This window comes from Allobosea sp. 05T433, assembly GCF_056396065.1.
Genome location: NZ_JBFTKS010000004.1, coordinates 157099 through 178774, shown reverse-complemented (window position 1 = coordinate 178774; position 21676 = coordinate 157099). Strand labels below are relative to the sequence as shown.

The following is a 21676-nucleotide window of genomic DNA, read 5'->3' as shown; positions in this document are numbered from 1 at the left end:
GTTTGCCTTTTCGGTCAGAGGCGCTGGCCGACATCGATCCGGTTGCCGTCCGGATCGGCGAAGACGAAGGACCGCAGCCCGTATTCCTGGTCCCGCAGCCCCTTGATGATACGCAGCCCTTCGCGCTGGCAAATCGCGTGCAGGGCCTCGGCATCGCCGACCATCAGATGGGCGACGTTGAATGGCGCGGCGAGATGCGTCTTCTGCAGGGTGAGATGCAGTTCGGCTTCATCGCGCTTCAGGATCATGAAGCCGACGGGGACACCGTTCTCGAAGGTTTTTCGGAAGCCGAGCACCCGTGTGTAGAAGTCGTGGGCCTTGTCCATGTCGCGTACTGGCAACATGGCGGCAATCCGTCCGAAGCGGATTCCGTGGTCGATTGGGTCGGTCATGGCAACGTCTCGCGATGGGGAGCCGCTTCACCCGGTACCGGCGGTGCGGCGCGGACGAGTGCTTTCCAGGGGGTGAAGAGAGACGGTGCTCCGGCTGGATGATTAGCAGGCGGATGGGCTGTCGCGCCAGTCATGGAAATTCGACCTGGGGACGCCTCTGGCTGCTTCCCCCGCAGGGCCGATGCGCTATGGTTTCGCCATGACCGCCTCACTTCCCTCCGCCGCCGTCCTTGGTGCCCGTGCCTTTGCCGCACTCGATGGACTGAACCGCTTCACCGACGAGCCGGGCAAGATCACCCGTCTCTACCTCTCCCCTTCGCATCGGCAGGCTGCCGAGTGGACGAAGGGCGCGATGGAAGTGGCGGGGCTCGACGCCTTCATCGATGCCGCCGGATCGGTCCAGGGCCGTCGCGAGGGCGCAAAGCCTGGTCTTCCCGCCGTGCTGATCGGCTCGCATATCGATACGGTGAAGGATGGCGGCCGGTTTGACGGCAATCTCGGCGTCGTCGCCGGTATCCTTGCAGCGCAGGCGCTTCGCGATGCCGGCATCGTCCTGCCCTTCGCACTGGAGGTGGTCGGTTTCGGGGACGAGGAGACGGTGCGTTTTCCGACCTCCCTTTCGACCTCGTCGGCTTTGATCGGGCACTATGATACGGCTTGGCTCGACTCCCGGGATGCGGATGGCGTGGTGCTGCGTGATGCGCTCGTCGCCTTCGGCGGGGACCCATCGGGAATTGCTGCGCTGAAGCGCAAGCCCGGCTCCGTAAAGGCTTATCTCGAAGTCCATATCGAGCAGGGTCCGGTGCTGGAGAGCGAGAACGAAGCCGTCGGCATCGTCACGGCCATCAACGCCCAGAAGCGGGCCCGGGTCCGCGTCACCGGCGAGGCCGGCCATGCCGGGACGGTTCCGATGAAGCTGCGCAAGGATGCACTTGCGGCTGCCGCGGAGATGGCGCTGGCGCTCGAGGATATTGCGGCTGCGCATGAGCAGGCGGTCGGCACGGTAGGGGTGTTCAGGCCTGATCCGGGCGCCACCAATGTCGTGCCCGGCGCGGTCGACTTCACCGTCGATTTCCGCTCGCCGCGCAACGAGACGCTGGCGAGCATGGACAAGGCCATTGCCGAGCGCTTCGCCGCGATCGCGGCTCGGCGCGGTGTCGGGTTGGAGATCACGCCCTATTCGCAGGAAGATGCGACGCCGATGGCGGAGCGGCTGCAGGAGGCCTTTGCGACGGGCATCGCCCGTACGGGCTCGAACCTCAGTGCTCGCCGTCTCCCGTCCGGCGCGGGCCATGACGCCATGGCGATGGCACGGCTCTGTCCCTCAGCCATGCTCTTCGTCCGCTGCGAGAGGGGCATCAGCCATTCCCCGCTGGAGAACATGACCGAACTCGACGCCGGCATCGCGATCCGGGTGCTGCTCGAGACCGTCCTGGAGCTGGCGCGGCAGGAGGGGTAACCCCTCGTCCTGCTCGGCTGTACGCGCCGAGCAGCTATTTTCGTGCAAAAACCGCGTGACGGCTGGCCTTACTCGAGCGTCCCGACCACCGCCTCGACCGCCTCGACGATCGCGCCCGAGCGCACCAGCGCCGTCGCCTGATTCATCTCGGCAGCGTACCAGCGGTCGCCGTCGAGCGCGGGCGGGATCGTCTCGCGCAACGCGTCGAGCGCCGCCTGCGTGCCCCGGCCGAGCGGATGGCCCTTGGCGGTCTCCGCGATCAGGGTCAGCGCCTGGCAGGCCATCAGGATTTCCATGGCAATGATCATCTCGACATTTTCGACCACGGTGCGGGCCTTTCGGCCGCACCAGGTCGAATTCGAGACATGGTCCTCGGCATTCGACTTGCCGGGGATCGAATCGACGGATCCCGGCGACGACAGCGTCCGGTTCTCCATCACCAGCGCCGACATCGAGCACTGCACCGTGGCGAAGCCGGTATTCAGGCCGCGCTTGCCGGCGAGCAGGTTGCGCGGCAGGCCGTAGCTGAGCGTCGGGTCGATCAGCCGGGCGAGGCGACGCTCGCAGATCGAGCCGAGATCGGTCATGGCCATGGCGAGTAGGTCCATCGCCTGCGCGACGTATTGGCCGTGGAAATGACCGCCGGAGATCACGGTGTAGCTGCCGCTTTCCTCGAAGATCAGCGGGTTGTCCGTGGCCGAGTTGGTCTCGGTGCCGATGACGCGCAGCACGTAGTCGAGCGCCTCGCGTGCCGGACCATGCACCTGCGGGCCGCAGCGCAGCGAATAGACATCCTGTACGCGTGGTGATGGCGGCTTGCCGGGGGTGCGGCCGATCTCGTCGGGGTAGATCGTCTCGCGGGCCGAAGCCGAGCAGCGCTTCGAGCCCTGCGTCAGTTTCAGGATATTGCGGGCCACCAGCCCCTGGCCCGGATGGGGACGCGCGGCGTGGACGCGCGGATCGAAGGCTGCAAGCTCGCCCCGCATCGCCTCCAGCGAAAGCGCGAGCCCGATATCGGCCGCCTTGACCAGGCGTTTGGCATCCTCGCTCGCCAGGACGCCGAGCGCGAGCGAAACCGTCGAGCCGTTGATCAGGGCAGAGGCATCCTTGGCGCCGAGCGGGAAATCCGGTGTGAGGCCAGCCTTCGCCAGCGCATCGCGCGCCGGCATGCGCTTGCCCTTGTAGATCGCTTCGGCTTCGGCGAAGCCACAGACAGCCGCCGACATATGGGCGAGCGGGGCGAGATCGCCGGAGGCGCCGACCGAGCCCTTCTGCGGGATCACCGGGTGCACGCCGGCATTGAGGCAGGCGAGCAGGCGCTCGACGAGCTCGACCTGGGGGCCGGAATAATTCGAGGCGAAGGCATTGGCGCGCAACAGCATGGTGGCGCGCGTCACGTCTTCAGCGAATGGCTCTCCGATGCCGGTCGCGTGCGCGTAGACGCTCTTGCGCTGATATTCGGTCATCTCCGACATCAGCACGCGCTGGTCCTTGAACAGGCCGACACCCGTGTTGAAGGAATACATGAACGGCGCATCGTCGGTCATGAAATGCGCATCGATATGGGCGCGTGTCGCCGCAATGCGCTCGCGTGCCGCCTTGGCGAGGCCGGCCTTCTCGTAGCGACCGGAAGGGCCCGGCCTTGCGACCTTGAGAACCTGCTTGCCCTTGAGCGTGCGCCCGTCGATCGAAACCGCCATGCTCGTCCCTTCCGCGTGGTCCGTTCTGTTTCCTCTGGTCTAGAGCATGGCATCCGAAAGGGGAAACCGGCTTTCCGGCGGTTTTTGCGCCCTAACTCCTTGATCCAAGACGGATTCAGGTTTCAAACCAAGCAGCTTTGCTGTTTCGTGAATAATCGGCCGGTCCTTGTGGCGTGGCTGCAGCAATGAAAAAGGCCGTGCACTGATGGGCGAGGTCAAGATTTGGAATTGGTGGCTTAGCCCCCGGCAGCGCATTGTGCGCCGAACGCCTCATCTTGAGCGCTCCTGACAACGGATTCGCCTGCCAATGCCTCGCATGATCGACTATTTCTTCACGCTGTCCTCGCCCTGGGCCTATCTCGGCCATGCGGCTTTCCTCGAGACCGCCAAGCGCCATGGCGCGACGGTGACCTACCGGCCGATGCCGGTGCGGGCGGTTTTCGACGAGACGGGCGGACTGCCGCTGCCGAAGCGCCACCCCTCGCGCCAGCGCTATCGTCTCGTTGAGCTGCAGCGCTGGCGCGAACGGCGTGGCCTGCCGCTGGTGTTGCAGCCGAAGCATGTGCCGTTCGATCCTTCCCTGGCGGATCGCTTCGTCACCGCCGTGGTGGCGGCTGGCCATGATCCCGATGCGTTCCTGCGCCGCGCCTTCCACACCATCTGGTCGGACGAGCGGGACATGGGCGATCGCTCGGTGATCGCCGGGCTGGCCACCGCGGAGGGGCTTCCGGCCGAGGCCCTGCTGACGGCCGCCGAGAGCGCGGCGAGTTCTGAGCGCTATGAAGCCAATCGCGTTGACGCGATCGCCGCCGGTGTCTTCGGGGCGCCCTCCTATGTGCTCGATGGCGAGGTCTTCTGGGGCCAGGACCGTATCGAACTCCTCGACTCCGCTCTGGCGAGCGGGCGGGCTGCCTATCTCCCGCAAGCCTGATCAGGCTCTCGCAGGCCTGATCTGACGCGACGCCTCGGGTGCCCTGCGACCGAGGCGCTGGCATGCCGTGCCCCAGGCGATATGGTTCAGGAACGCCTCCTAGGCGTGCTCAAGAATTCAATCGATTAAGGGAGAGCCGAGCGCGATGACACAGGATCATTCGACACCGAACTGGCCGCAATTGGCTGATCTCAGGGGCAAGAGAGTACTGATCACCGGTGCCAGCACCGGCATTGGCGCGGCGGCTGCGCGGGCCTTCGGTGCCAATGGCGCTCGCGTCGGCGTTCACTACAATGCCAGCCGTGACAAGGCGGAAGCGGTGGCCCGCGAGATCGAGGCGGCCGGTGGCAAGGCTGTGCTGATTGGCGGCGACGTCACGGAGAGCGGCGAGATTCCGCGCATCATGGCCGAGGCGCTTTCGGGCCTCGGCGGACTCGATGTGCTGATCAACAATGCCGGCGGGTTGGTGAAGCGCGTGCCGGTCACCGATTATGACGATGGCATCATCGACGACATCATCGATCTCAACATCCGCCAGGTCGCGCATTTCATGCGCGAGGCGGCCAGGACCCTGATCGCGCAGGGCACGGGCGGCAGCATCGTCAATGTCAGCTCGGTCGCGGCGCGCATTGGTGGCGGCCCAGGTTCCGTGCTCTACGCCGCCTCAAAGGGGTTCATCTCGACGGCGACCCGCGGCTGGGCTCGCGAACTGGTCAAGCACGGGATCCGGGTCAACGCCGTTTCGCCCGGGGTGATCATGACACCGTTCCACGAGCGCTACTCGACCCCCGAGCAACTCGCCGCGATGCAGGCCGGCATCCCGATGGACCGGCTCGGCAAGGCGGATGAATGCGTCGGCGCGTTCCTCTATCTCGCCTCCGAGACACTCGGCAGCTTCGTCACCGGCCAGATTCTCGAGGTCAATGGCGGCCAGTACATGCCGTAACCGTCGTTCCGTAACGGCCCCCGCGACACCGCGCACCATTTCGCGTTAGGCTCCTCTCTCGTAGGAGAGGCCCGTCGCAGGAGGCCACCGATGGACTACGAACACTTCTTCCGCACGGAGCTCGACGCGCTTCGCAAGGAGGGACGCTACCGGGTCTTCGCCGATCTGGAGCGCATCGTCGGGCGCTTTCCGCGTGCGCGCTACTACGGCGCGGACGGGCCCCGCGAGATCACGGTCTGGTGTTCCAACGACTATCTCGGCATGGGCCAGCATCCCGACGTGCTGGCCGCGATGCAGGAGGCTCTTGCCGGTTGCGGCGCTGGTGCCGGCGGCACCCGCAATATCAGCGGCACCAACCACTACCATGTGCTGCTTGAGCGGGAACTGGCCGACCTGCACGGCAAGGAGGCAGCGCTTCTCTTCAACTCCGGTTACATGTCGAACTGGGCCTCGCTCTCGACACTGGCCTCCCGGCTCCCGGGCTGCGTCGTCCTGACCGATGCGCTGAACCATGCCTCGATGATCGAGGGCATCCGGCATTCGCGCGCGGAGAAGCTGATCTTCGCCCATAATGATCCCGACGATCTGCGCCGCAAGCTGCAGAGCATCGATCCGGCCCGGCCCAAGCTGATCGCCTTCGAGTCGGTTTATTCGATGGACGGCGATATCGCCCCGGTCGCCGCCTTCTGCGACATTGCCGACGAGTTCGGTGCCATGACCTATATCGACGAGGTCCACGCTGTTGGCCTCTACGGGCCGCGTGGCGGCGGCATCAGCGAGCGCGACGGCCTCAGCGATCGCCTGACCCTGATCGAGGGCACGCTGGCCAAATCCTTCGGCGTGATGGGCGGCTATATCGCTGGCTCGGCCGCGCTCTGCGACTATGTCCGCAGCTTTGCCTCGGGCTTCATCTTCTCGAGCTCCCTGCCGCCGAACCTTGCGGCGGGGGCGCTCGCCGCGATCCGTCATCTCAAGACGAGCTCAGTCGAGCGCGAGCGCCAGGCCGACAGGGTCATGGCGTTGAGGAGCCGGCTCGACGCGGTCGGCATCGCGCATCTCGCCAATCCCAGTCATATCGTCCCGGTGATGGTCGGCGACGCGGGGCTGTGCAAGGCGATCAGCGACGAGCTGCTGGCGCGCTTCGACATCTATGTCCAGCCCATCAACTATCCGACGGTGCCGCGCGGCACCGAGCGGCTGCGCATCACGCCGTCGCCGCTGCACAGCGATGCGGATATCGATCAGCTCGTGGTGGCGCTGACCGAGATCTGGAGCAGGGTGGGACTGAAGCGCGCGGCATAGCCGCGCCGACCTCTCCCGAACGGGAGCTCCGGAACCCATTCCGGAATGCCCTGGGTCCCGGCTCTGCGCTTCGCTGAGGGGCGGCCCTCAGACAGCCGCCAATGCACGCTCGAAATCGGCGATCAGGTCGTCGGGATGTTCGAGCCCGACCGAGAAGCGCACCAGCCCGTCGGTGACGCCCATGCTGGCGCGAATCTCCGGCGTGAAGCGCTGATGGGTCGTCGTGGCGGGGTGCACGATCAGGCTCTTGGCGTCGCCGAGATTGTTGGAGATGCGGATCAGCTTGAGCGCATTGAGCAGGCGGTAGACGGCCTCCTTGCCCCCATTGACCTCGAAGGCGATCAGGGTCGAGGGACCGCTCATCTGGCGCGCAATGATCTCGGCTTGCGGGTGATTGGGGTCGCCCGGAAAGATCACTTTCGGCAGCTTGGGCTGCTTGGCCAGCCAGGCGGCAAGGATCGCGGCGCTCTGCGCCTGCCGGTTGACGCGCAGCGGCAGCGTCTCCAGGGCCTTCAGCATCACCCAGGCGTTGAAGGGCGACATCGCCGGCCCGGTCTGGCGCAGAAAGGTCTGGATCTCGCTCTGGATCAATTCCTCCGAGGCGAGGACCAGTCCGCCGAGGCAGCGGCCTTGCCCGTCGATATGTTTCGTTGCCGAGTAGACGACGCAGTCGGCACCGAGTTCGAGCGGACGTTGGAAGAGCGGGGTCGCGAAGACATTGTCGACCACGAGCTTGGCGCCGACCTCCTTCGCCAGCGCGGCGACGGCCGCGATGTCGATGACCTCGAGTGTCGGGTTCGCGGGGCTTTCCAGGAAGAAGACCTTGGTGTTGGGCTGCACGGCCTTCCGCCAGGCCTCGATATCCGGGCCGTTCACCAGCGTCGATTCCACGCCGTAGCGCGGCAGATGATCCTCGACGACATAGCGACAGGAGCCGAACAGGGCCTGCGCCGCGACGACGTGGTCGCCAGCACGCACCAGGCTCATCACTGCTGCCGTCACGGCGGCCATGCCGGTCGCCGTAGCGCGGCAGGCTTCTGCACCCTCGAAGGCGGCCATGCGCTGTTCCAGCATGGTCACGGTCGGGTTCGAGAAACGGGCATATTGGAAGCCCGGATCCTTGTTCAGGAAGCGCGCCTCGCATTGCTCGGCGCTGTCATAGACATGGCCCTGCGTCAGGAAGAGCGCTTCCGACGTCTCGCCGAACTGCGAGCGCAGGGTGCCGGCATGAACCAGCCGCGTTTCGGGATGCAGCGCCTTTGCGCCAGCGTCTGGACCTGACATGAACTGAACTCCGGCCGTTCGTTATAACGGACAAGGGGAATAACAGCTCAGCCATCGTTCGTAAAGACGGACAAAAATTCTCCGGAAGGAACGCCCGAGATCTGCGCCTTAGCGTGACAGTTTCGGCGGGCGCCCGAGCGGGGTGAGGAAGCCGGTGAGGTCGGTCGTGACGTGGTGGACATGGCCGGCTTCAATCGCGGCCTGCTCCCAGGCTTCGCGGAATGGGTCCGGCGTCTGCGGCAGGATCAGCACGGTCTTCATGCCGAGCGCGTTGGGGACCAGCAGGTTCCTCTCGATGTCCTCGAACATGGCGGCGCGGCTGGGATCGACCGCATGTTTCGCCAGGAAATGCTCATAGGTCGCGCGCTCGGGCTTGGGCAGGAAGCCAGCCTCGACGATGTCGAAGATGTCCTCGAAATGGTGGAGGATACCGAGCTTGCCCGCGACATTCTCGGCATGTCCGCGCGAGCCGTTGGTGAGGATGAGCTTGCGCCCCGGCAGGGCGGCGATGGCGTCGCCAAGCGCGGGGTTGGGATCGAGCAGGGAGAGGTCGATCTGGTGCGCGAAATCGAGGAAATCGTCGGGATCGACGCCGTGTTCCTCCATCAATCCCTTCAGGGTCGTGCCGTAGCGCTGGTAATAGTATTTCTGCAGCGCCCGCGACGACAGCCCGTCGAGCCCGAACAGTTCGCCGAGGAACAGCGTGATGCGCTCATCGACCTGCGGCCAGACTTTGGCCTCGTGCGAATAGAGCGTGTTGTCGAGATCGAAAACCCAGTGCTCGACATGCGCAAAGGCTTCCGCATTTGGCAGGAGCGGCGTAGCGGCGGATATGATCGGTTTCTGATTCATGGGCTATGTCATGTGGCGACGTCAGCGTAGCATGCAAGTCTTCCGCAAAGGTTTACCGACGTGCGACGAAACCGGCCGATCGGCGGTCAGGCTGCTGACCCACGATCAAAGCAATGATCAGGCCGTTCTCTCAAGCGCCGCATGTGGCGTGAACGGGTCGCGCCTGAGACTCATGCGGCCCGTCTCCCTACCTTTCGTCCCGAAACGACCTGGCGCTTCGCGCCGGGACACGCGCGATATCCTCTCGCCGTCGTGATGTGGTGCGGACGAGTGCAAGACCGACCATGGCCAGCGAGAGGCCGAGGCCGAGCGCGATGGTGATCGAGTAATCCATGATCGCTCCTCCCGAGACGCCCCCCGGGAGGATGATGAACCTGTCGTTGCCGGCACGCATCACCGGCAAAGGTGGATCACCTTCTGATGATGGTGCCCGAGCCGGTATCGGTGAAAAGCTCGATCAGCGCCGCGTGCGGGATCTTTCCGTCAAGGATGACGACCGCCTCGACGCCCTTTTCGAGCGCGTAGATGCAGGTCTCGATCTTCGGGATCATGCCGCCGGAGATGGTGCCGTCCGCGATCAGGCGGCGGCATTGCTCCACCGTGAGCTCCGGAATCAGGTTCTTGTCCTTGTCGAGCACGCCGGGCACATCGGTCAGCAGCAGCAGGCGCTTGGCGTTGAGTGCACCGGCGATCGCGCCCGCAAAGGTATCGGCATTGACGTTGTAGGTCTGGCCGTCGGCGGCGGCACAGACCGGTGCCAGCACGGGGATCAGCTCCGCCTTCAGCACGGCCTCCAGCACGCTGATGTTCACCGCTTCAGGCTCGCCGACAAAGCCAAGATCGAGCACCTGCTCGATCTTGGAATCGGGATCGACGACGGTGCGGGTCACCTTGCGGGCGGTCACCATATTGCCGTCCTTGCCGCAGAGTCCGATCGCCTTGCCACCCTCGCGCGAGATGTAGCCGACGATCTCCTTGTTGACCGAGCCGGCCAGAACCATCTCGACGACATCGACGGTTGCGCGGTCGGTGACCCGCAGGCCCTGCTTGAACTCCGACTTGATGCCGAGCTTGTCGAGCATGCGGGCGATCTGCGGGCCGCCGCCATGGCAGACGACCGGCTTCAGGCCGGACTGCTCGAGCAGGACGATATCCTCGGCAAAATCCTCGGCGGTCGCGGCATCGCCCATGGCGTTGCCGCCATATTTGATCACGATGATTTCCTGATCGTAGCGCTGCATATGCGGCAGCGCCTGAACCAGCAGTTCTGCCGATTGCGACGGCGTCAGGTGGACGGCGGGATTGATCATCGGCAGGCTCCGCGGGACGCGAGGATCGCGCGCCGGGCCTTCTAGCCGAAGAATGGCCGGGGCGGAAGCCGGCGGGCGCGGTTCAGCTACGCCGCGCGAACAGGGCGGAGAAGGCCAGCGCGAGCCAGCCGGCCAGCATCAGGAAGCCGCCAGCAGGTGCGGCGCCCGCAAAGAGCCGCTCGTCATAGAAGCCACGCCGGGTGAGATCGGCGGCAAAGAGCGCGACGCCGATGATGATGACGGAGAGCGCGACCCGTGCCAGCAGATCGGAGAGCAGGCCGGCCTTGCGTGCGGCCGTTGCGCCCAGGATCACGGGAGCGTGGGTCAGCAGCATCTGGCCGGCGGTCTGGAGGCCGCTCGTGCCTGGCCCATGCGCTGCCGCAGCCAGGAGCGTCACGCCCGCAAGGCCCATCAGCGCGGCCAGCGTGAGATGAATCTTTGCGGCGCTCATGGCAGGATCACTTTCTCTGGACCGGACCGAAATGCTGGCGTGCGGGGCCTCGCGAGGAGGCCTGGCCGGATTGCCTCGCCTCCCTCGCCATCACGGCAGCCGCGAGGCTTATGCCCGCTCTGCCAATACGCGCGCGATCGCTGCGCGCAGCTCCGGAATGCCGAGGCCCTTTTCGCTCGAGGTGAGCAGCACCTCGGGGAAGGCGGCCGGCCGGCGCTTGATCTCGTCGAAGGTCGCTTCCTGCATGAACTGCTGGTCGGCCTTCTTGATCGCGTCGCCCTTGGTCAGCACGACCTGATAGGAGACGGCGGCCTTGTCGAGTGTCTCCAGCACCGCGCCGTCGACATCCTTGATGCCATGGCGGGCGTCGATCAGCACATAGACCCGCATCAGGTTGGAGCGGCCGCGCAGATATTCGTGGATCAGATTGGTCCAGGCTGCGACCTTGTCGCGCCCGACGGCGGCATAGCCGTAGCCGGGCATGTCGACGATGGTCAGGCGCTCATCATGCCCGACCTGACGGAAGAAATTGAGCTGCTGGGTACGGCCCGGCGTATGCGATGTCCGGGCCAGCGCATTGCGCCGCGTCAGGGCATTGATCAGGCTCGACTTGCCGACATTGGAGCGCCCGGCAAAGGCGATCTCCTGGCCGACCATGGGGGGCAGGTCGTCGATCTTGGTCGAGGCCCAGACGAAATCCCAGGGACCTTCGAAGATCTTGCGAGCGCTCTCGATCTCGTCCGGAGTGAAGGGGGTTGTCGTGCTTGCTGTCATGGGTCCTGCCTACACGGCGGCGCGCAAGGCGTCGATGTTGGCGCCGGCGATTGCACCGAGATTGCGGGAGATTGTCTCTGCATCCCAATCCCACCAACGAATGGCGAGGAGTTCCGCGATCGTCTCGGCCGGGAAGCGCATCTTTACGATCTGACCGGGATTGCCGACAACCACCGCATAGGCTGGCACATCGCGCGAGACCTGGGCCCGTGTCCCGATGATGGCGCCGTCGCCAATCGTCACGCCGGGCATGATCACCGCCTCGCGGCCGATCCAGACATCATTGCCGATCACCGTGTCGCCACGCAGGCCAAGCCTGTCCGGCGTCATCTCGGGAGCGCCCTCGAATCCGAACATCTGGAATGGATAGGTCGAGAAGCCGCCCATCGGGTGGTTCGCGCCATTCATGATGAACTGTGCCGCCTGGGCGATGGCGACGAATTTTCCGATGATCAGCCGGTCGCCGATGAAGTCGAAGTGATAGCGCACGCAGCGGCCGACGAAGTGCTCCGGCCCGCGCGAGTCGTCATAATAGCTGTAGTCGCCGACCTCGATCAGCGGGTGGTCGACGACGGCCTTCAGGAAGGCCGTGCCCTTCCAGCCCGGGATCGGGTGAAGGGTCCGCGGATCGGGAAGCGGCATGGAGGCTCCCTTTCGAAGGCAGCGTGAACAAGGTCCGAAAAAAAAGCAAAAAGCCCCCCTCCCGAGGGAGAGGGGCGTCGCGTCGCAGCCCGGAGGCTTACTTCGCCTTGTTGCTGTTCGCCGGCTTTCCGGGCGCCGGCGTCGCCGTTGCTGCCGCCGCAGCCGGCTTCTTGCCGAACATGCTCTTCAGATTGTCGAACAGTTCGATCTTCACACCGTGCTTGCGCATGATGAAGCCCTGCTGGACGATCGAGAGCAGGTTGTTCCAGCTCCAGTAGATCACCAGACCGGCCGGGAAAGAGCCGAGCAGGAAGGTGAAGAACACCGGCATCCAGGTGAACATCATCTTCTGCACCGGATCCGGCGGCTCCGGGTTCATCTTCATCTGGATGAACATGGTGATGCCCATGAAGATCGGCCAAGCGCCAATCATCAGCATCGCGGGGACCGCGAAGGGCAGCAGCCCGAACAGGTTGAAGACCGAGGTCGGATCGGGCGCGGCAAGATCCTTGATCCAGCCGAAGAACGGCGCGTGCCGCATCTCGATGGTGATGAACAGGATCTTGTAGAGCGCAAAGAAGACCGGGATCTGCACCAGCACCGGCCAGCAGCCGGCGAGCGGGTTGATCTTCTGGGTCTTGTACAGCTCCATCAGAGCCTGCTGCTGCTTCATCTTGTCGTCGGCGTAGCGCTCGCGAATGGCGAGCATCTCCGGCTGCACCGCCTTCATCTTCGCCATCGAGGCGTAGGACTTGTTGGCGAGCGGGAAGAACAGGGCCTTGAGCAGCACGGTGACGATCAGGATCGAGACGCCGAAATTGCCGACGTGCTTGTAGACCCAGTCCATCACGAAGAAGAGCGGCTTGGTGATGAAATAGAACCAGCCCCAGTCGATCATCAGCTCGAAGCGCTTGATGCCGAGATTCTTCTCGTAGCCGTCGATGGCCGCGACTTCCTTGGCGCCGGCGAAGAGCCGGGCATTGGCGGTCGCGCTGGCGCCCGGCGCGACCGTGACGGCCTCGCCCAGGAAATCGGCCTGGTAGGTGTGCGAATTGCCGGTCTGGACCGAGGAATAGCGCCCGTCATACTTGCGCTGCTGATCGGGGATGACCGCGGCCGCCCAGTACTTGTCGGTGATGCCGAGGAAGCCGCCGACGGCGTCCTTCCAGACCTTGCCGGTGGTGCCGGGCGAGAGCGCCGGCTCCTTGTCGATCTTGTCGTAGGTGTATTCCTGCAGGCCCTGCTCGCCGAGATTGCCGACGAGGCCTTCGTGCAGCACGTAGTAGCCAAGCGTATGCGGCTTGCCGTGGCGAACCACCTGGCCGAACGGATACAGCGTGACCGGCGCACCGCCCTTGTTCTCGACCTCGTCGCGGATCGAGAACATGGCGTTGTCATCGACCGAGATCATCCGCTTGAACAACAGGCCCTGGCCATTGTCCCAGGTCAGCGTCAGCGGCGTACCGGGGCGCAGCACTTGGGCGTCCGCGGTCCAGACGGTCGTCGCATTCGGCAGCACCACATTGGCGCCGGGTGCGGCGACCCAGCCGAAATCGGAATAATAGGCGTTGGGTCCGCCGAGCGGCGAGAGCAGCACGATGTTCGGGCTGCTGCGGTCTACGGTCTCGTGATAGGCCCTGAGCGAGACGTCATCGATGCGCGCGCCGGTGAGCGAGATCGAGCCGGCGATCTTGGGCGTGTCGATCTTGACGCGCGGACCGCGTGCGAGCGCCTGCTCGCGGGTCTCGACAGCAGCGACGGCCTGGGCCGTGCCGGGAGCGGCGGTCGCTGCCGGCTGGCCTGGAACGGTCGCCGGAGCCGGAGTAGCCGACGAGCCCGGCTGGGCCGTCTGGGTCTGCGCCTGCTGGCTCTGCTGCGCGGCCTGCTTCTGCTTTTCCATCTGCGGCACGCCGTAGAAGAACTGCCAGCCGAGCAGCACGACCACCGACAGGGTGATCGCCAGAAGCAGGTTGCGATTGTCTTCTTTCATCATGACCGGAAACGGATCTCGCTGAATGCCCCGAAGGGCTTTTGGCCTAAGGCTGGGGACGGGTGCCACCACTGGTGGGGCGCTTGTCGGTCGGCCTGCGGCCGGGTTTTGCGGGTCTGGCGCGATCGAGCGCGACGGAAAGATCGGCGATCAGCGCGGAAAACGGAGCTGTCAGCACCTCGCGCCGCGCGACGATCACGAGATCGCAGGGCCGGTCGGCCTGGGCGGCAAGGGCTTGTTTCGCGGCGGCGCGCAGACGGCGCCGGATGCGGTTGCGCTCAACGGCATCGCCGACCTTGCGGGAAGCGGTCAGGCCGAGGCGCAGGCCGTGACGGCCTTCTTCACCCGCGGCATCGCGCACCTGCGCCGTGAAGGCAGCCGAACGAAAACGGCGGCCATGCTCGGCCGCCGCCAGAAACTGTTTGCGTTCGGTCAGACGGGCGTGGCGCATGGCGATGGGCCTGTCTTCCGGAAACGGCGCGCAGGTCACGCGCCGGTCGCTCAGGCCGACAGGCGCTTGCGGCCATGCGCCCGGCGGGCGGCGATGACCTTGCGGCCACCCTTTGTCGCCATACGGGCGCGGTAACCGTGGCGGCGCTTGCGAACCAGCTTGCTGGGTTGATAGGTTCTCTTCACGGTCCGTCTCCGGGGCCTTGTTCCGGCATGGCGACCGGGTTCCCGCTGGGGAAAATCGGCCGGCCAAGCCTGTCATGCAAAAGGGGCGGCGCCGCCCGAAAGGCTGCGCAGGTCGCGGGCTTATGGCGGAAGGGCGGGGGCGAGTCAATGCCGAAGGCGCATCCTGCGACGATGCCGCGCGGATCGACAGGCCCGGCTCCTCGGCCCGTCCGTGCCTTGAAGACGTTGATCATCAGGAGCCGCGACGCAGTCGGCGTGCAGAGGGCCTTCGATCGTGAAAAGAGGCAGGGCGTCGCCAGGGGCCGCCCGTGCGGCAAGGCTGACGACGCCGAGGTTCATCGGGCCGGCTCTGTCATAGAGCGGCTCGCGCCGGCGTTGGGGAGGCGGCCGAGCGGCTGGTTTCGGTCGGATGCGATCCTGGATGCCCATGCGCAACATCTCTTCGCGCGGCAAAATCATCTCTTCGCGCGGCAAAATCTCTTCGCGCGGTAGGAGGGGAAGCGGCCGGGCGAACTGCGCGACAAGGCGTAGCTCGCGCTTGCGCTCTCGATCGACATGCACGATATAGCGCCCGGGAGGTTGGCGAGGGACGTCTCACTCGCCAACCGGGTCAGGTCCGGAAGGAAGCAGCCCTAACGAGACCGAACGGGTCTTCGTCCAGCCTCCCACTTTGCGGCTGCCTCGCGCGCTGCTCCCGCTTGCCAGGTCTTCGATCCAAGCCTTGGATCGGGGCCGCTCCTGCCTCGTCCCGGCCGGAGTATTGCAAGTCCGGCGTTGACCGTCGCCTCCCGATTGGCGAAAGCATGCGGATGACCGACGAGACCGCCGCTGCCGATTCCGTTGAAGAGCTGGGTTTTCCCGGCCTCGCGCCAGCGCCCGTCGCGACCGCGGCGCCTTACCGGGTGCTTGCGCGCAAATACCGTCCGGCCCATTTCGGCGACCTGATCGGCCAGGACGCCATGGTGCGTACTCTGACCAACGCCTTCGCCGCCGGCCGCATCCCGCAGGCATGGATGCTGACTGGCGTCCGCGGTGTCGGCAAGACGACCACGGCCCGCATCCTGGCGCGTGCCCTGAATTTCCAGAGCGCGGATGGAGCGGGTGGGCCGACCACCGATCTCTCGCGTTTCGGCGTGCATTGCCGCGAAATCATCGAGGGCAGGCATATCGACGTGATGGAGATCGATGCCGCCTCGAACAATGGCGTCGACAATATCCGCCAGATCAACGACAGCGTGCGCTATGCGCCGGTCTCCGCACGCTACAAGGTCTACATCATCGACGAAGTGCACATGATGACCGGGGCGGCGTTCAATGCCTTCCTCAAGACCCTGGAAGAGCCGCCGCCGCACGCAAAGTTCATCTTCGCCACCACCGAGATCCGCAAGGTGCCGGTGACGGTGCTGTCGCGCTGCCAGCGTTTCGATCTGCGCCGGGTCGATGGCAGCCTGCTCGTCGGCCATCTCTCGAACATCTGCAAGGCCGAAGGGGTCGACGCCGAAGAGGAGGCGCTCGGTGCCGTCGCCCGCGCCGCCGAAGGCTCGGTTCGCGATTCTCTCTCGATCCTCGACCAGGCCATCGCCCATGCGGCTGGCCGAATCACGCTCGAGGATGTGCGCTCCATGCTCGGCCTCGCCGACCGGGCCCGCGTCATCGATCTGTTCGAGTCGGTGATGAAGGGCGATATCGCGGCGGCACTGGGCGAACTCAGGGCGCAATATGATGCCGGTGCCGATCCGGTCGTGGTGCTGACCGATCTCGCCGAGTTCACCCATCTGGTGACGCGTCTGAAGCTCGTGCCTGAAGCCGCCCGGGATAACGGCCTGAGCCAGGCCGAGCGCGTGCGCGGCGGTGATTTCGCGGCCCGACTGTCGGTGCGCGTGCTGGCTCGCGCCTGGCAGATGCTGTTGCGCGGCATGGCCGAGGTGAAACAGGCCGACAGGCCGGTGATGGCGGCCGAGATGGTGCTGGTCCGTCTCACCCATGCGGCCGACCTGCCGACGCCCGACGAGGCCATGCGGATGCTGCGCGACGGCAATGGCTCTCCCGCCGGATCGGGCAATGGCGGGGGGGGCGCAGCGCCCCGCCCTCCCTCCGGTGGCGGGAACACGGCGCTCGCGGCACGGCCTGTGCTCGCCAGCGCGAACCCCGCGCCCGCTGCCGCCCCTCGTGCGGTTGCGGCCCCGGCCGTGCTCGTCGCTTCGATCGAAGATATCGTCGCGCTCGCCTCGCAGAATCGCGACATCACCTTGAAGATTGCGCTCGAGCGCGATGTGCGGCCCGTTCGCTTCGAACAGGGGCGGATCGAGTTCGCCCTGGTCGAAGGTGGTTCACGCACGCTCGCCAATGATCTGTCGCGCCGCCTCAAGGAATGGACGGGACAGACCTGGATGGTCGTCATCGTCAATACGGAGGGAGGCGCGACGCTGCGCGAGCAGGCCGTTGCCGCCAAGGACCAGCGCGAGAGCGACGCTGCCGCTCATCCAGCGGTGAAGGCTGTCCTGGAGCGCTTTCCCGGCGCCCGCATTGTCAACGTGCGCGATCCGCGCGCGGCTGAAGCTGCCGAGGCGCAATCCTCGGGCTCGGCCGACGATGATTACATGTCTGATGCCGAGCCGCTGTTCGACGACAGCGAGCCGGATTTCGACGGCGTCGATTTCTGACACTTTCGCATACGGAGAGACACCATGCGCGACATGATGGGCCTGATGAAGCAGGCGCAGCAGATGCAGCAGAAGATGGCCGATGTTCAGGCCGAGCTCGACACCATCGAGGTAGAGGGCGCCTCCGGCGGCGGCATGGTCACCGTGACGATGACAGCCAAGGGCGCGCTCAAGTCGGTCCGGATCGACCCGAGCCTGATGATGGCCGACGAGCGCGAGATACTCGAGGATCTGATCGTCGCGGCCAGCACCGACGCCCGCGCCCGCGCCGAGCGGGTGATGCAGGAGCGCATGGCTGAGATCACCAAGGGCCTGCCGATCCCGCCCGGCATGAAACTGTTCTGAGCTGCAGGCCCGCATGTCACGCGCCATTGCCGGCCCCGAGATCGAGCGGCTGATTCAGCTTCTCGCCAAGCTGCCGGGCCTCGGGCCGCGTTCGGCCCGGCGCGCTGCCCTGCATCTCGTCAAGAAGCGCGAGCAGCTTCTGGGCCCGCTCGCCGAGGCCATGGCTACCGCGCGCGAACGCATCGTCGTCTGCACGACCTGCGGCAATATCGATACCAGCAATCCCTGCTCGGTCTGTCGCGACGCCCGCCGCGACGATGGGGTGATCGTCGTCGTCGCGGACGTCTCCGACCTATGGGCGCTCGAGCGCTCGGGCGCTGTTTCAGGGCGCTATCATGTTCTGGGCGGCGTGCTCTCGGCGCTCGACGGCATCCGGCCCGAGCACCTGACGCTCGATGCGCTGGTGGCCCGTGCCTCCGACCCGGCCGTGAAGGAGGTCATCCTGGCGCTCAACGCCACGGTCGACGGGCAGACCACGGCGCATTTCATCACCGATCTGCTTGCCCATTTGCCGGTCAAGGTGACGAAGCTCGCCCATGGCGTGCCGGTCGGCGGCGAGCTCGACTATCTCGACGACGGCACGCTCGCTGCCGCCATTCGCCAGCGCACGGGCTTCTGATCCGGGCTTCGTCCCGTCAGAACTTGTAGCTCAGGCTCGTGCGGACGCTATGCAGCGTCGAATCCTGATCGGTCGTCACGCCAAGGAAGGCGCCGCGCGCCAGGCGGTTGAACCGGCCGAAATCGGTGTAGCGGTATTCGACGCCGGCGATCAGGTGGTCGGTCAGCGCAAAGGAAAGACCGCCGCCCACGCTCCAGCCCGAGCGCGATGTCTGGGCGCTGTCACGTGCTCCCGAAGCCGGATCGAAGAGCTGCTGGTCGAACTCGGTGAAAGTCGCGCCACCCGTGGCATAGATCATGAAGCGGTCCATCGCAAAGCCCAGGCGACCGCGCACCGAAGCCTGCCAGTCGCGTTTCACCTCACCGATGCCGAGGGCATGACGGAAGCGCCCATCGCTATTCAGGGCCTCGATATCGCCTTCGATGCCGAGGACATAGGAGCCGAACTGGTAATTGAAGCCGGCATGTCCGCCGCCGAGCACCGAATCGGTATCGGAGGTGAAAGCCGCGCCGATGCCGTTGGCGGCGATGAAGCGGGTGCGCTCCGAGCCCCAGGAATAACCGATCTGGCCGCCGGCGTAGAACCCGGTCCAGGAAAAGAATTCCGGCAGTGCAGGAGCCGGCGGCAGCGTGCCCTTGCGATAGGGCATGTCCGCCGCGGAGGCCGCGCCGCCAGCCAGAAGTGCGAGGCTCGCAAGGCCGGCTTTCAGGAACATCTTCATCGCAGGTCTCTGTATGTCGTTCGCCGATCGGGTGGCCAGATGCGGTGCCTCCCATCATCCGGGACGAGGAGGTCGCAAGCCTTTGCTGACGCATGTGAAGCGCGCGTTTTCTGGCTCTGATTAGGAACTGTTAAGGTTAACAAACGGATAAGCGGCCTGGGGTGGCCCGCCGCGCAGGGAACAAACTCGTCGTCCGCCCGGTTTGCCCTAGGCTGGTGCCAGGCCGCGTGTCGACCCACCGCGGCGGCGGAGACTTTTCATGGCCTTCTTGAAACGCATCACGGGCGCAGCGGGCGCGGGGGTGGCGCTGGGCTACGTGGCCGAGGCGATCTCGCGCTGGCGTGCGCGGCCTTCGCGAGAGGAGGTTGCACGCGGCCGCGACGCGGCTTCGCCGCTCGAGATGACCTGGCTTGGCTGGAAGGATGTCCTGCTGCGCTTTGCCGGCAATGTTGCCGATAACCGTCTCAGTTCTCTGGCTGGTGCGGTCGCCTTCTTCACCTTGCTTTCGCTTGTCCCGGCGCTCTCGCTCCTTGTCGCGCTGTACCGCTATTTCACCGACCCGCTGACCATCGCCGGCCAGCTCGACAGCCTCACCACGGTCTTTCCAACTGCCGCACGCGAGTTGATCCGCGAGCAAGCGATGCGGCTTGCGACACAATCCAGCACCGGCCTGTCCCTTGCTGTCCTTGTCAGCCTGCTCGTGGCGGCCTGGAGTGCGAACGCCGCGGTGAAGGCGGTCTTCGATGCGCTCAACATCATCTATCGCGAACGGGAGAAGCGCAGCTTCTTAAAGCTGAACCTGATCTCGCTGCTGACCACGCTGAGCGGGGTCGTGCTGCTGATGGCGGCGCTGATCGCGATCGCCATCCTGCCGGTCATCTCCGCGTTCTTCCCGTTCCACTACGAACTCGAGCAACTGGTCCGGCTGGTGCGCTGGCCGACCTTCGTCGTGATGGCGACGCTGGCGATCGCCTGCCTCTACTGGATCGGACCGAGCAGGCGGCGGCCGCGCTTCGCCTGGGTCATGCCAGGCGCGATCGCCGCCTCGCTGCTCTGGGCGGCCGCGTCATGGGCCTTCTCCTGGTATGTCGGCACGCTCGGCAATTACACGGCGACCTATGGCTCGCTCTCGACGGTGGTGGTCTTCATGACCTGGCTCTGGCTGTCGGCGATGATCGTGCTCGCCGGTGCCGAACTCAATGCCGAACTCGAGCATCAGACCGAGCGCGACACCACGATCGGGCGACCCAAGCCTCTCGGCCGCAGGGGCGCGACCATGGCGGACAGGGTCGGTGCTGCCATGGCGGACGAGTAGGCGATGCTGGATCCCGACGACACGCGCCAGAGCGACCTGCGCAGCGGTTCGAGCCCCTGGCGCACAGATGCCGGACATCCGCGAGGCGAGACGCTCGAAGCGGATATTCGCTGCGACGTGGCGATCATCGGCGGCGGCATCACGGGGGCGATGCTGGTGGAACATCTGACCGCGCGTGGGCGGCAGGTCGTGCTCGTCGATCGTGAAAGACCAGGCTTCGGCAGCACGGTGGCCAGCACTGCGATGCTGCAATGGGAGATCGACCAGCCCTTGCGGCGGCTTTCGGCGCTCTACGACTTCGAACGGGCGGCGGATATCTATCGGCGCAGCCTTCGGGCCGTGGCGGGGCTTCGTGAGCTGGTCCTGGGCCAACAACTGCGCTGCGCCTTCCATCCCCGTGACACGGTCTATCTCGCAGCTGGCGAGACCGGGGCGCGTGAATTGCTGGACGAGCATCTCCTGCGGGAGCGCGCTGGCCTGCCCGGCTCCCTGCTCGGCCATGACCTGCTGCTGCGCGAGTTCGGGTTCGACCGGGCGGCAGCCATCGTCTCGCCCGGATCGGCGGAAGCAGACCCCCTCAGCCTGTGCCATGCCCTGCTCGGCGTGGCGGCAGCGCGGGGCGCGCGTCTTATCCGCGACGAGGCGGTGGCATTCGATGGCCAGGGTCGCTCCGCCATGGTCCAGCTCGGCGCTGGCCACACGATCGAAGCCGGTCATGTCGTCCTGGCAACCGGCTATGTCATGCCAGATTGCGTCCGGAGCGATCTGCATCGCATCGCCTCGAGTTGGGCATTGGCGACGCAGCCGCAGCCCGCACAGGCGCTCTGGCCTCGGCGTGCGCTCGTCTGGGAGGCTTCGACGGACTATGTCTACTGCCGGACCACGGCCGATGGAGGCATCGTCATCGGAGGCGAGGACGAGGGGAGCGATGACGCCGATCTGCGCGAGCGTCTCGGGCCGGAGAAGACAGAGGCGCTGCTCGGCAAGCTCGCGGCCCTTGTGCCGGCTGCGCGGCTCTCGCTTGCTCACACCTGGTCCGGGGCCTTCGGCCAGACCGGGGACGGGTTGCCGCTGATCGGGCGGGTCCCTGGCCAGCCACGCCTGCTGGCGGCCTATGGCTATGGCGGCAACGGCATCACCTTCAGCTTCCTCGCGTCTCGTCTCCTCGGCGCCCTGCTAGAGGGCAGGGAGGAGGCCTGGTTCTCTGATTTTGCGATCGACCGGCCGAGCCCGGTCTGACGGCCCCGCGATATTGCGCGGCTGCAATCTTGGTCTTGCCATGCCAAGGGGCGACAATGGCTCGGTTTCTTGCCATTTGAAGACTGCGGCGGACGTCGGGCCGCA

22 protein-coding genes and 1 other RNA gene are annotated in these 21676 nt (G+C 65.8%); 10 read left to right on the top strand and 13 right to left on the bottom strand.

Annotated elements, in window-relative coordinates; translation table 11 throughout:
• Window positions 1-14: 14 nt before the first annotated feature.
• A complete protein-coding gene (locus tag AC1DGP_RS07220; RefSeq protein ID WP_441505008.1) occupies window positions 15-392 on the bottom strand; it encodes a glyoxalase superfamily protein in 378 nt (125 codons plus the stop codon).
• A 199-nt stretch (window positions 393-591) separates the two neighbouring features.
• Here AC1DGP_RS07220 and AC1DGP_RS07215 point away from each other — a divergent pair, with 199 nt between their 5' ends.
• Window positions 592-1851, top strand: coding sequence for an allantoate amidohydrolase (locus tag AC1DGP_RS07215; protein WP_441505007.1), 1260 nt, complete (start codon window positions 592-594; stop codon window positions 1849-1851).
• 68 nt (window positions 1852-1919) lie between these two features.
• Here AC1DGP_RS07215 and AC1DGP_RS07210 read toward each other — a convergent pair whose 3' ends face one another.
• Window positions 1920-3551, bottom strand: coding sequence for an HAL/PAL/TAL family ammonia-lyase (locus AC1DGP_RS07210; protein WP_476767487.1), 1632 nt, complete (start codon window positions 3549-3551; stop codon window positions 1920-1922).
• A 307-nt stretch (window positions 3552-3858) separates the two neighbouring features.
• Between AC1DGP_RS07210 and AC1DGP_RS07205 the strand changes: the two genes are divergently transcribed.
• The 3 genes from AC1DGP_RS07205 (at window position 3859) to hemA (ending at window position 6730) form a co-directional block, all read left to right on the top strand.
• Window positions 3859-4482: a 2-hydroxychromene-2-carboxylate isomerase gene (locus AC1DGP_RS07205; protein ID WP_113516824.1), complete on the top strand. Its 624-nt coding sequence runs from the start codon at window positions 3859-3861 to the stop codon at window positions 4480-4482.
• 145 nt (window positions 4483-4627) lie between these two features.
• On the top strand, window positions 4628-5428 hold the full coding sequence (locus AC1DGP_RS07200) for an SDR family NAD(P)-dependent oxidoreductase (protein ID WP_476767488.1): 801 nt from the start codon (window positions 4628-4630) through the stop codon (window positions 5426-5428).
• A gap of 90 nt (window positions 5429-5518) precedes the next feature.
• On the top strand, window positions 5519-6730 hold the full coding sequence (gene hemA, locus AC1DGP_RS07195; protein WP_476767489.1) for a 5-aminolevulinate synthase: 1212 nt from the start codon (window positions 5519-5521) through the stop codon (window positions 6728-6730).
• 87 nt (window positions 6731-6817) lie between these two features.
• On the opposite strand, the gene AC1DGP_RS07190 is transcribed toward hemA, so the two are convergent.
• From AC1DGP_RS07190 to rpmH, 10 genes are all read right to left on the bottom strand, one after another.
• A complete protein-coding gene (locus AC1DGP_RS07190) occupies window positions 6818-8014 on the bottom strand; it encodes an O-succinylhomoserine sulfhydrylase (protein ID WP_476767490.1) in 1197 nt (398 codons plus the stop codon).
• Between the two features lie 108 nt (window positions 8015-8122).
• A complete protein-coding gene (locus AC1DGP_RS07185) occupies window positions 8123-8866 on the bottom strand; it encodes a pyrimidine 5'-nucleotidase (RefSeq protein ID WP_476831907.1) in 744 nt (247 codons plus the stop codon).
• 187 nt (window positions 8867-9053) lie between these two features.
• Window positions 9054-9269: a hypothetical protein gene (locus AC1DGP_RS07180; protein WP_476767492.1), complete on the bottom strand. Its 216-nt coding sequence runs from the start codon at window positions 9267-9269 to the stop codon at window positions 9054-9056.
• Between the two features lie 7 nt (window positions 9270-9276).
• Window positions 9277-10176, bottom strand: coding sequence for an acetylglutamate kinase (gene argB / locus AC1DGP_RS07175; RefSeq protein WP_043234901.1), 900 nt, complete (start codon window positions 10174-10176; stop codon window positions 9277-9279).
• A gap of 82 nt (window positions 10177-10258) precedes the next feature.
• On the bottom strand, window positions 10259-10627 hold the full coding sequence (locus AC1DGP_RS07170) for a DUF423 domain-containing protein (protein ID WP_476767493.1): 369 nt from the start codon (window positions 10625-10627) through the stop codon (window positions 10259-10261).
• 108 nt (window positions 10628-10735) lie between these two features.
• Window positions 10736-11401, bottom strand: a complete 666-nt coding sequence (yihA, locus tag AC1DGP_RS07165) for a ribosome biogenesis GTP-binding protein YihA/YsxC (RefSeq protein ID WP_476831906.1) — start codon at window positions 11399-11401, stop codon at window positions 10736-10738.
• Between the two features lie 9 nt (window positions 11402-11410).
• On the bottom strand, window positions 11411-12043 hold the full coding sequence (locus AC1DGP_RS07160) for a CatB-related O-acetyltransferase (protein WP_476767494.1): 633 nt from the start codon (window positions 12041-12043) through the stop codon (window positions 11411-11413).
• Window positions 12044-12140: 97 nt separating this feature from the next.
• Entirely contained in the window at window positions 12141-14033 is a 1893-nt protein-coding gene (yidC, locus tag AC1DGP_RS07155; RefSeq protein ID WP_476831968.1) for a membrane protein insertase YidC, read from the bottom strand.
• A 46-nt stretch (window positions 14034-14079) separates the two neighbouring features.
• On the bottom strand, window positions 14080-14523 hold the full coding sequence (gene rnpA, locus AC1DGP_RS07150; protein WP_476831905.1) for a ribonuclease P protein component: 444 nt from the start codon (window positions 14521-14523) through the stop codon (window positions 14080-14082).
• 11 nt (window positions 14524-14534) lie between these two features.
• Window positions 14535-14669 carry a 50S ribosomal protein L34 gene (gene rpmH / locus AC1DGP_RS07145; protein WP_038364779.1) on the bottom strand — a complete coding sequence of 45 codons (135 nt, stop codon included), beginning with the start codon at window positions 14667-14669 and terminating at the stop codon, window positions 14535-14537.
• Between the two features lie 573 nt (window positions 14670-15242).
• Here rpmH and ffs point away from each other — a divergent pair.
• From ffs to recR, 4 genes are all read left to right on the top strand, one after another.
• An RNA gene (gene ffs, locus AC1DGP_RS07140) (signal recognition particle sRNA small type) lies at window positions 15243-15339 on the top strand.
• 139 nt (window positions 15340-15478) lie between these two features.
• Window positions 15479-17332 (top strand): DNA polymerase III subunit gamma/tau, encoded by a 1854-nt coding sequence (locus tag AC1DGP_RS07135; protein WP_476775083.1) that lies wholly within the window; start codon window positions 15479-15481, stop codon window positions 17330-17332.
• Window positions 17333-17356: 24 nt separating this feature from the next.
• On the top strand, window positions 17357-17677 hold the full coding sequence (locus AC1DGP_RS07130) for a YbaB/EbfC family nucleoid-associated protein (protein WP_113516833.1): 321 nt from the start codon (window positions 17357-17359) through the stop codon (window positions 17675-17677).
• Between the two features lie 13 nt (window positions 17678-17690).
• Complete coding sequence (gene recR / locus AC1DGP_RS07125; protein ID WP_441490534.1) at window positions 17691-18296, top strand: recombination mediator RecR; 606 nt, start codon at window positions 17691-17693, stop codon at window positions 18294-18296.
• A 16-nt stretch (window positions 18297-18312) separates the two neighbouring features.
• On the opposite strand, the gene AC1DGP_RS07120 is transcribed toward recR, so the two are convergent.
• Window positions 18313-19017, bottom strand: coding sequence for an outer membrane protein (locus AC1DGP_RS07120; RefSeq protein ID WP_441490535.1), 705 nt, complete (start codon window positions 19015-19017; stop codon window positions 18313-18315).
• Window positions 19018-19276: 259 nt separating this feature from the next.
• On the opposite strand from AC1DGP_RS07120, the gene AC1DGP_RS07115 reads away from it, so the two are divergent.
• Window positions 19277-20332, top strand: coding sequence for a YihY/virulence factor BrkB family protein (locus tag AC1DGP_RS07115; RefSeq protein ID WP_476831904.1), 1056 nt, complete (start codon window positions 19277-19279; stop codon window positions 20330-20332).
• 3 nt (window positions 20333-20335) lie between these two features.
• A complete protein-coding gene (locus tag AC1DGP_RS07110) occupies window positions 20336-21571 on the top strand; it encodes an NAD(P)/FAD-dependent oxidoreductase (protein ID WP_441504996.1) in 1236 nt (411 codons plus the stop codon).
• Window positions 21572-21676: the final 105 nt, after the last annotated feature.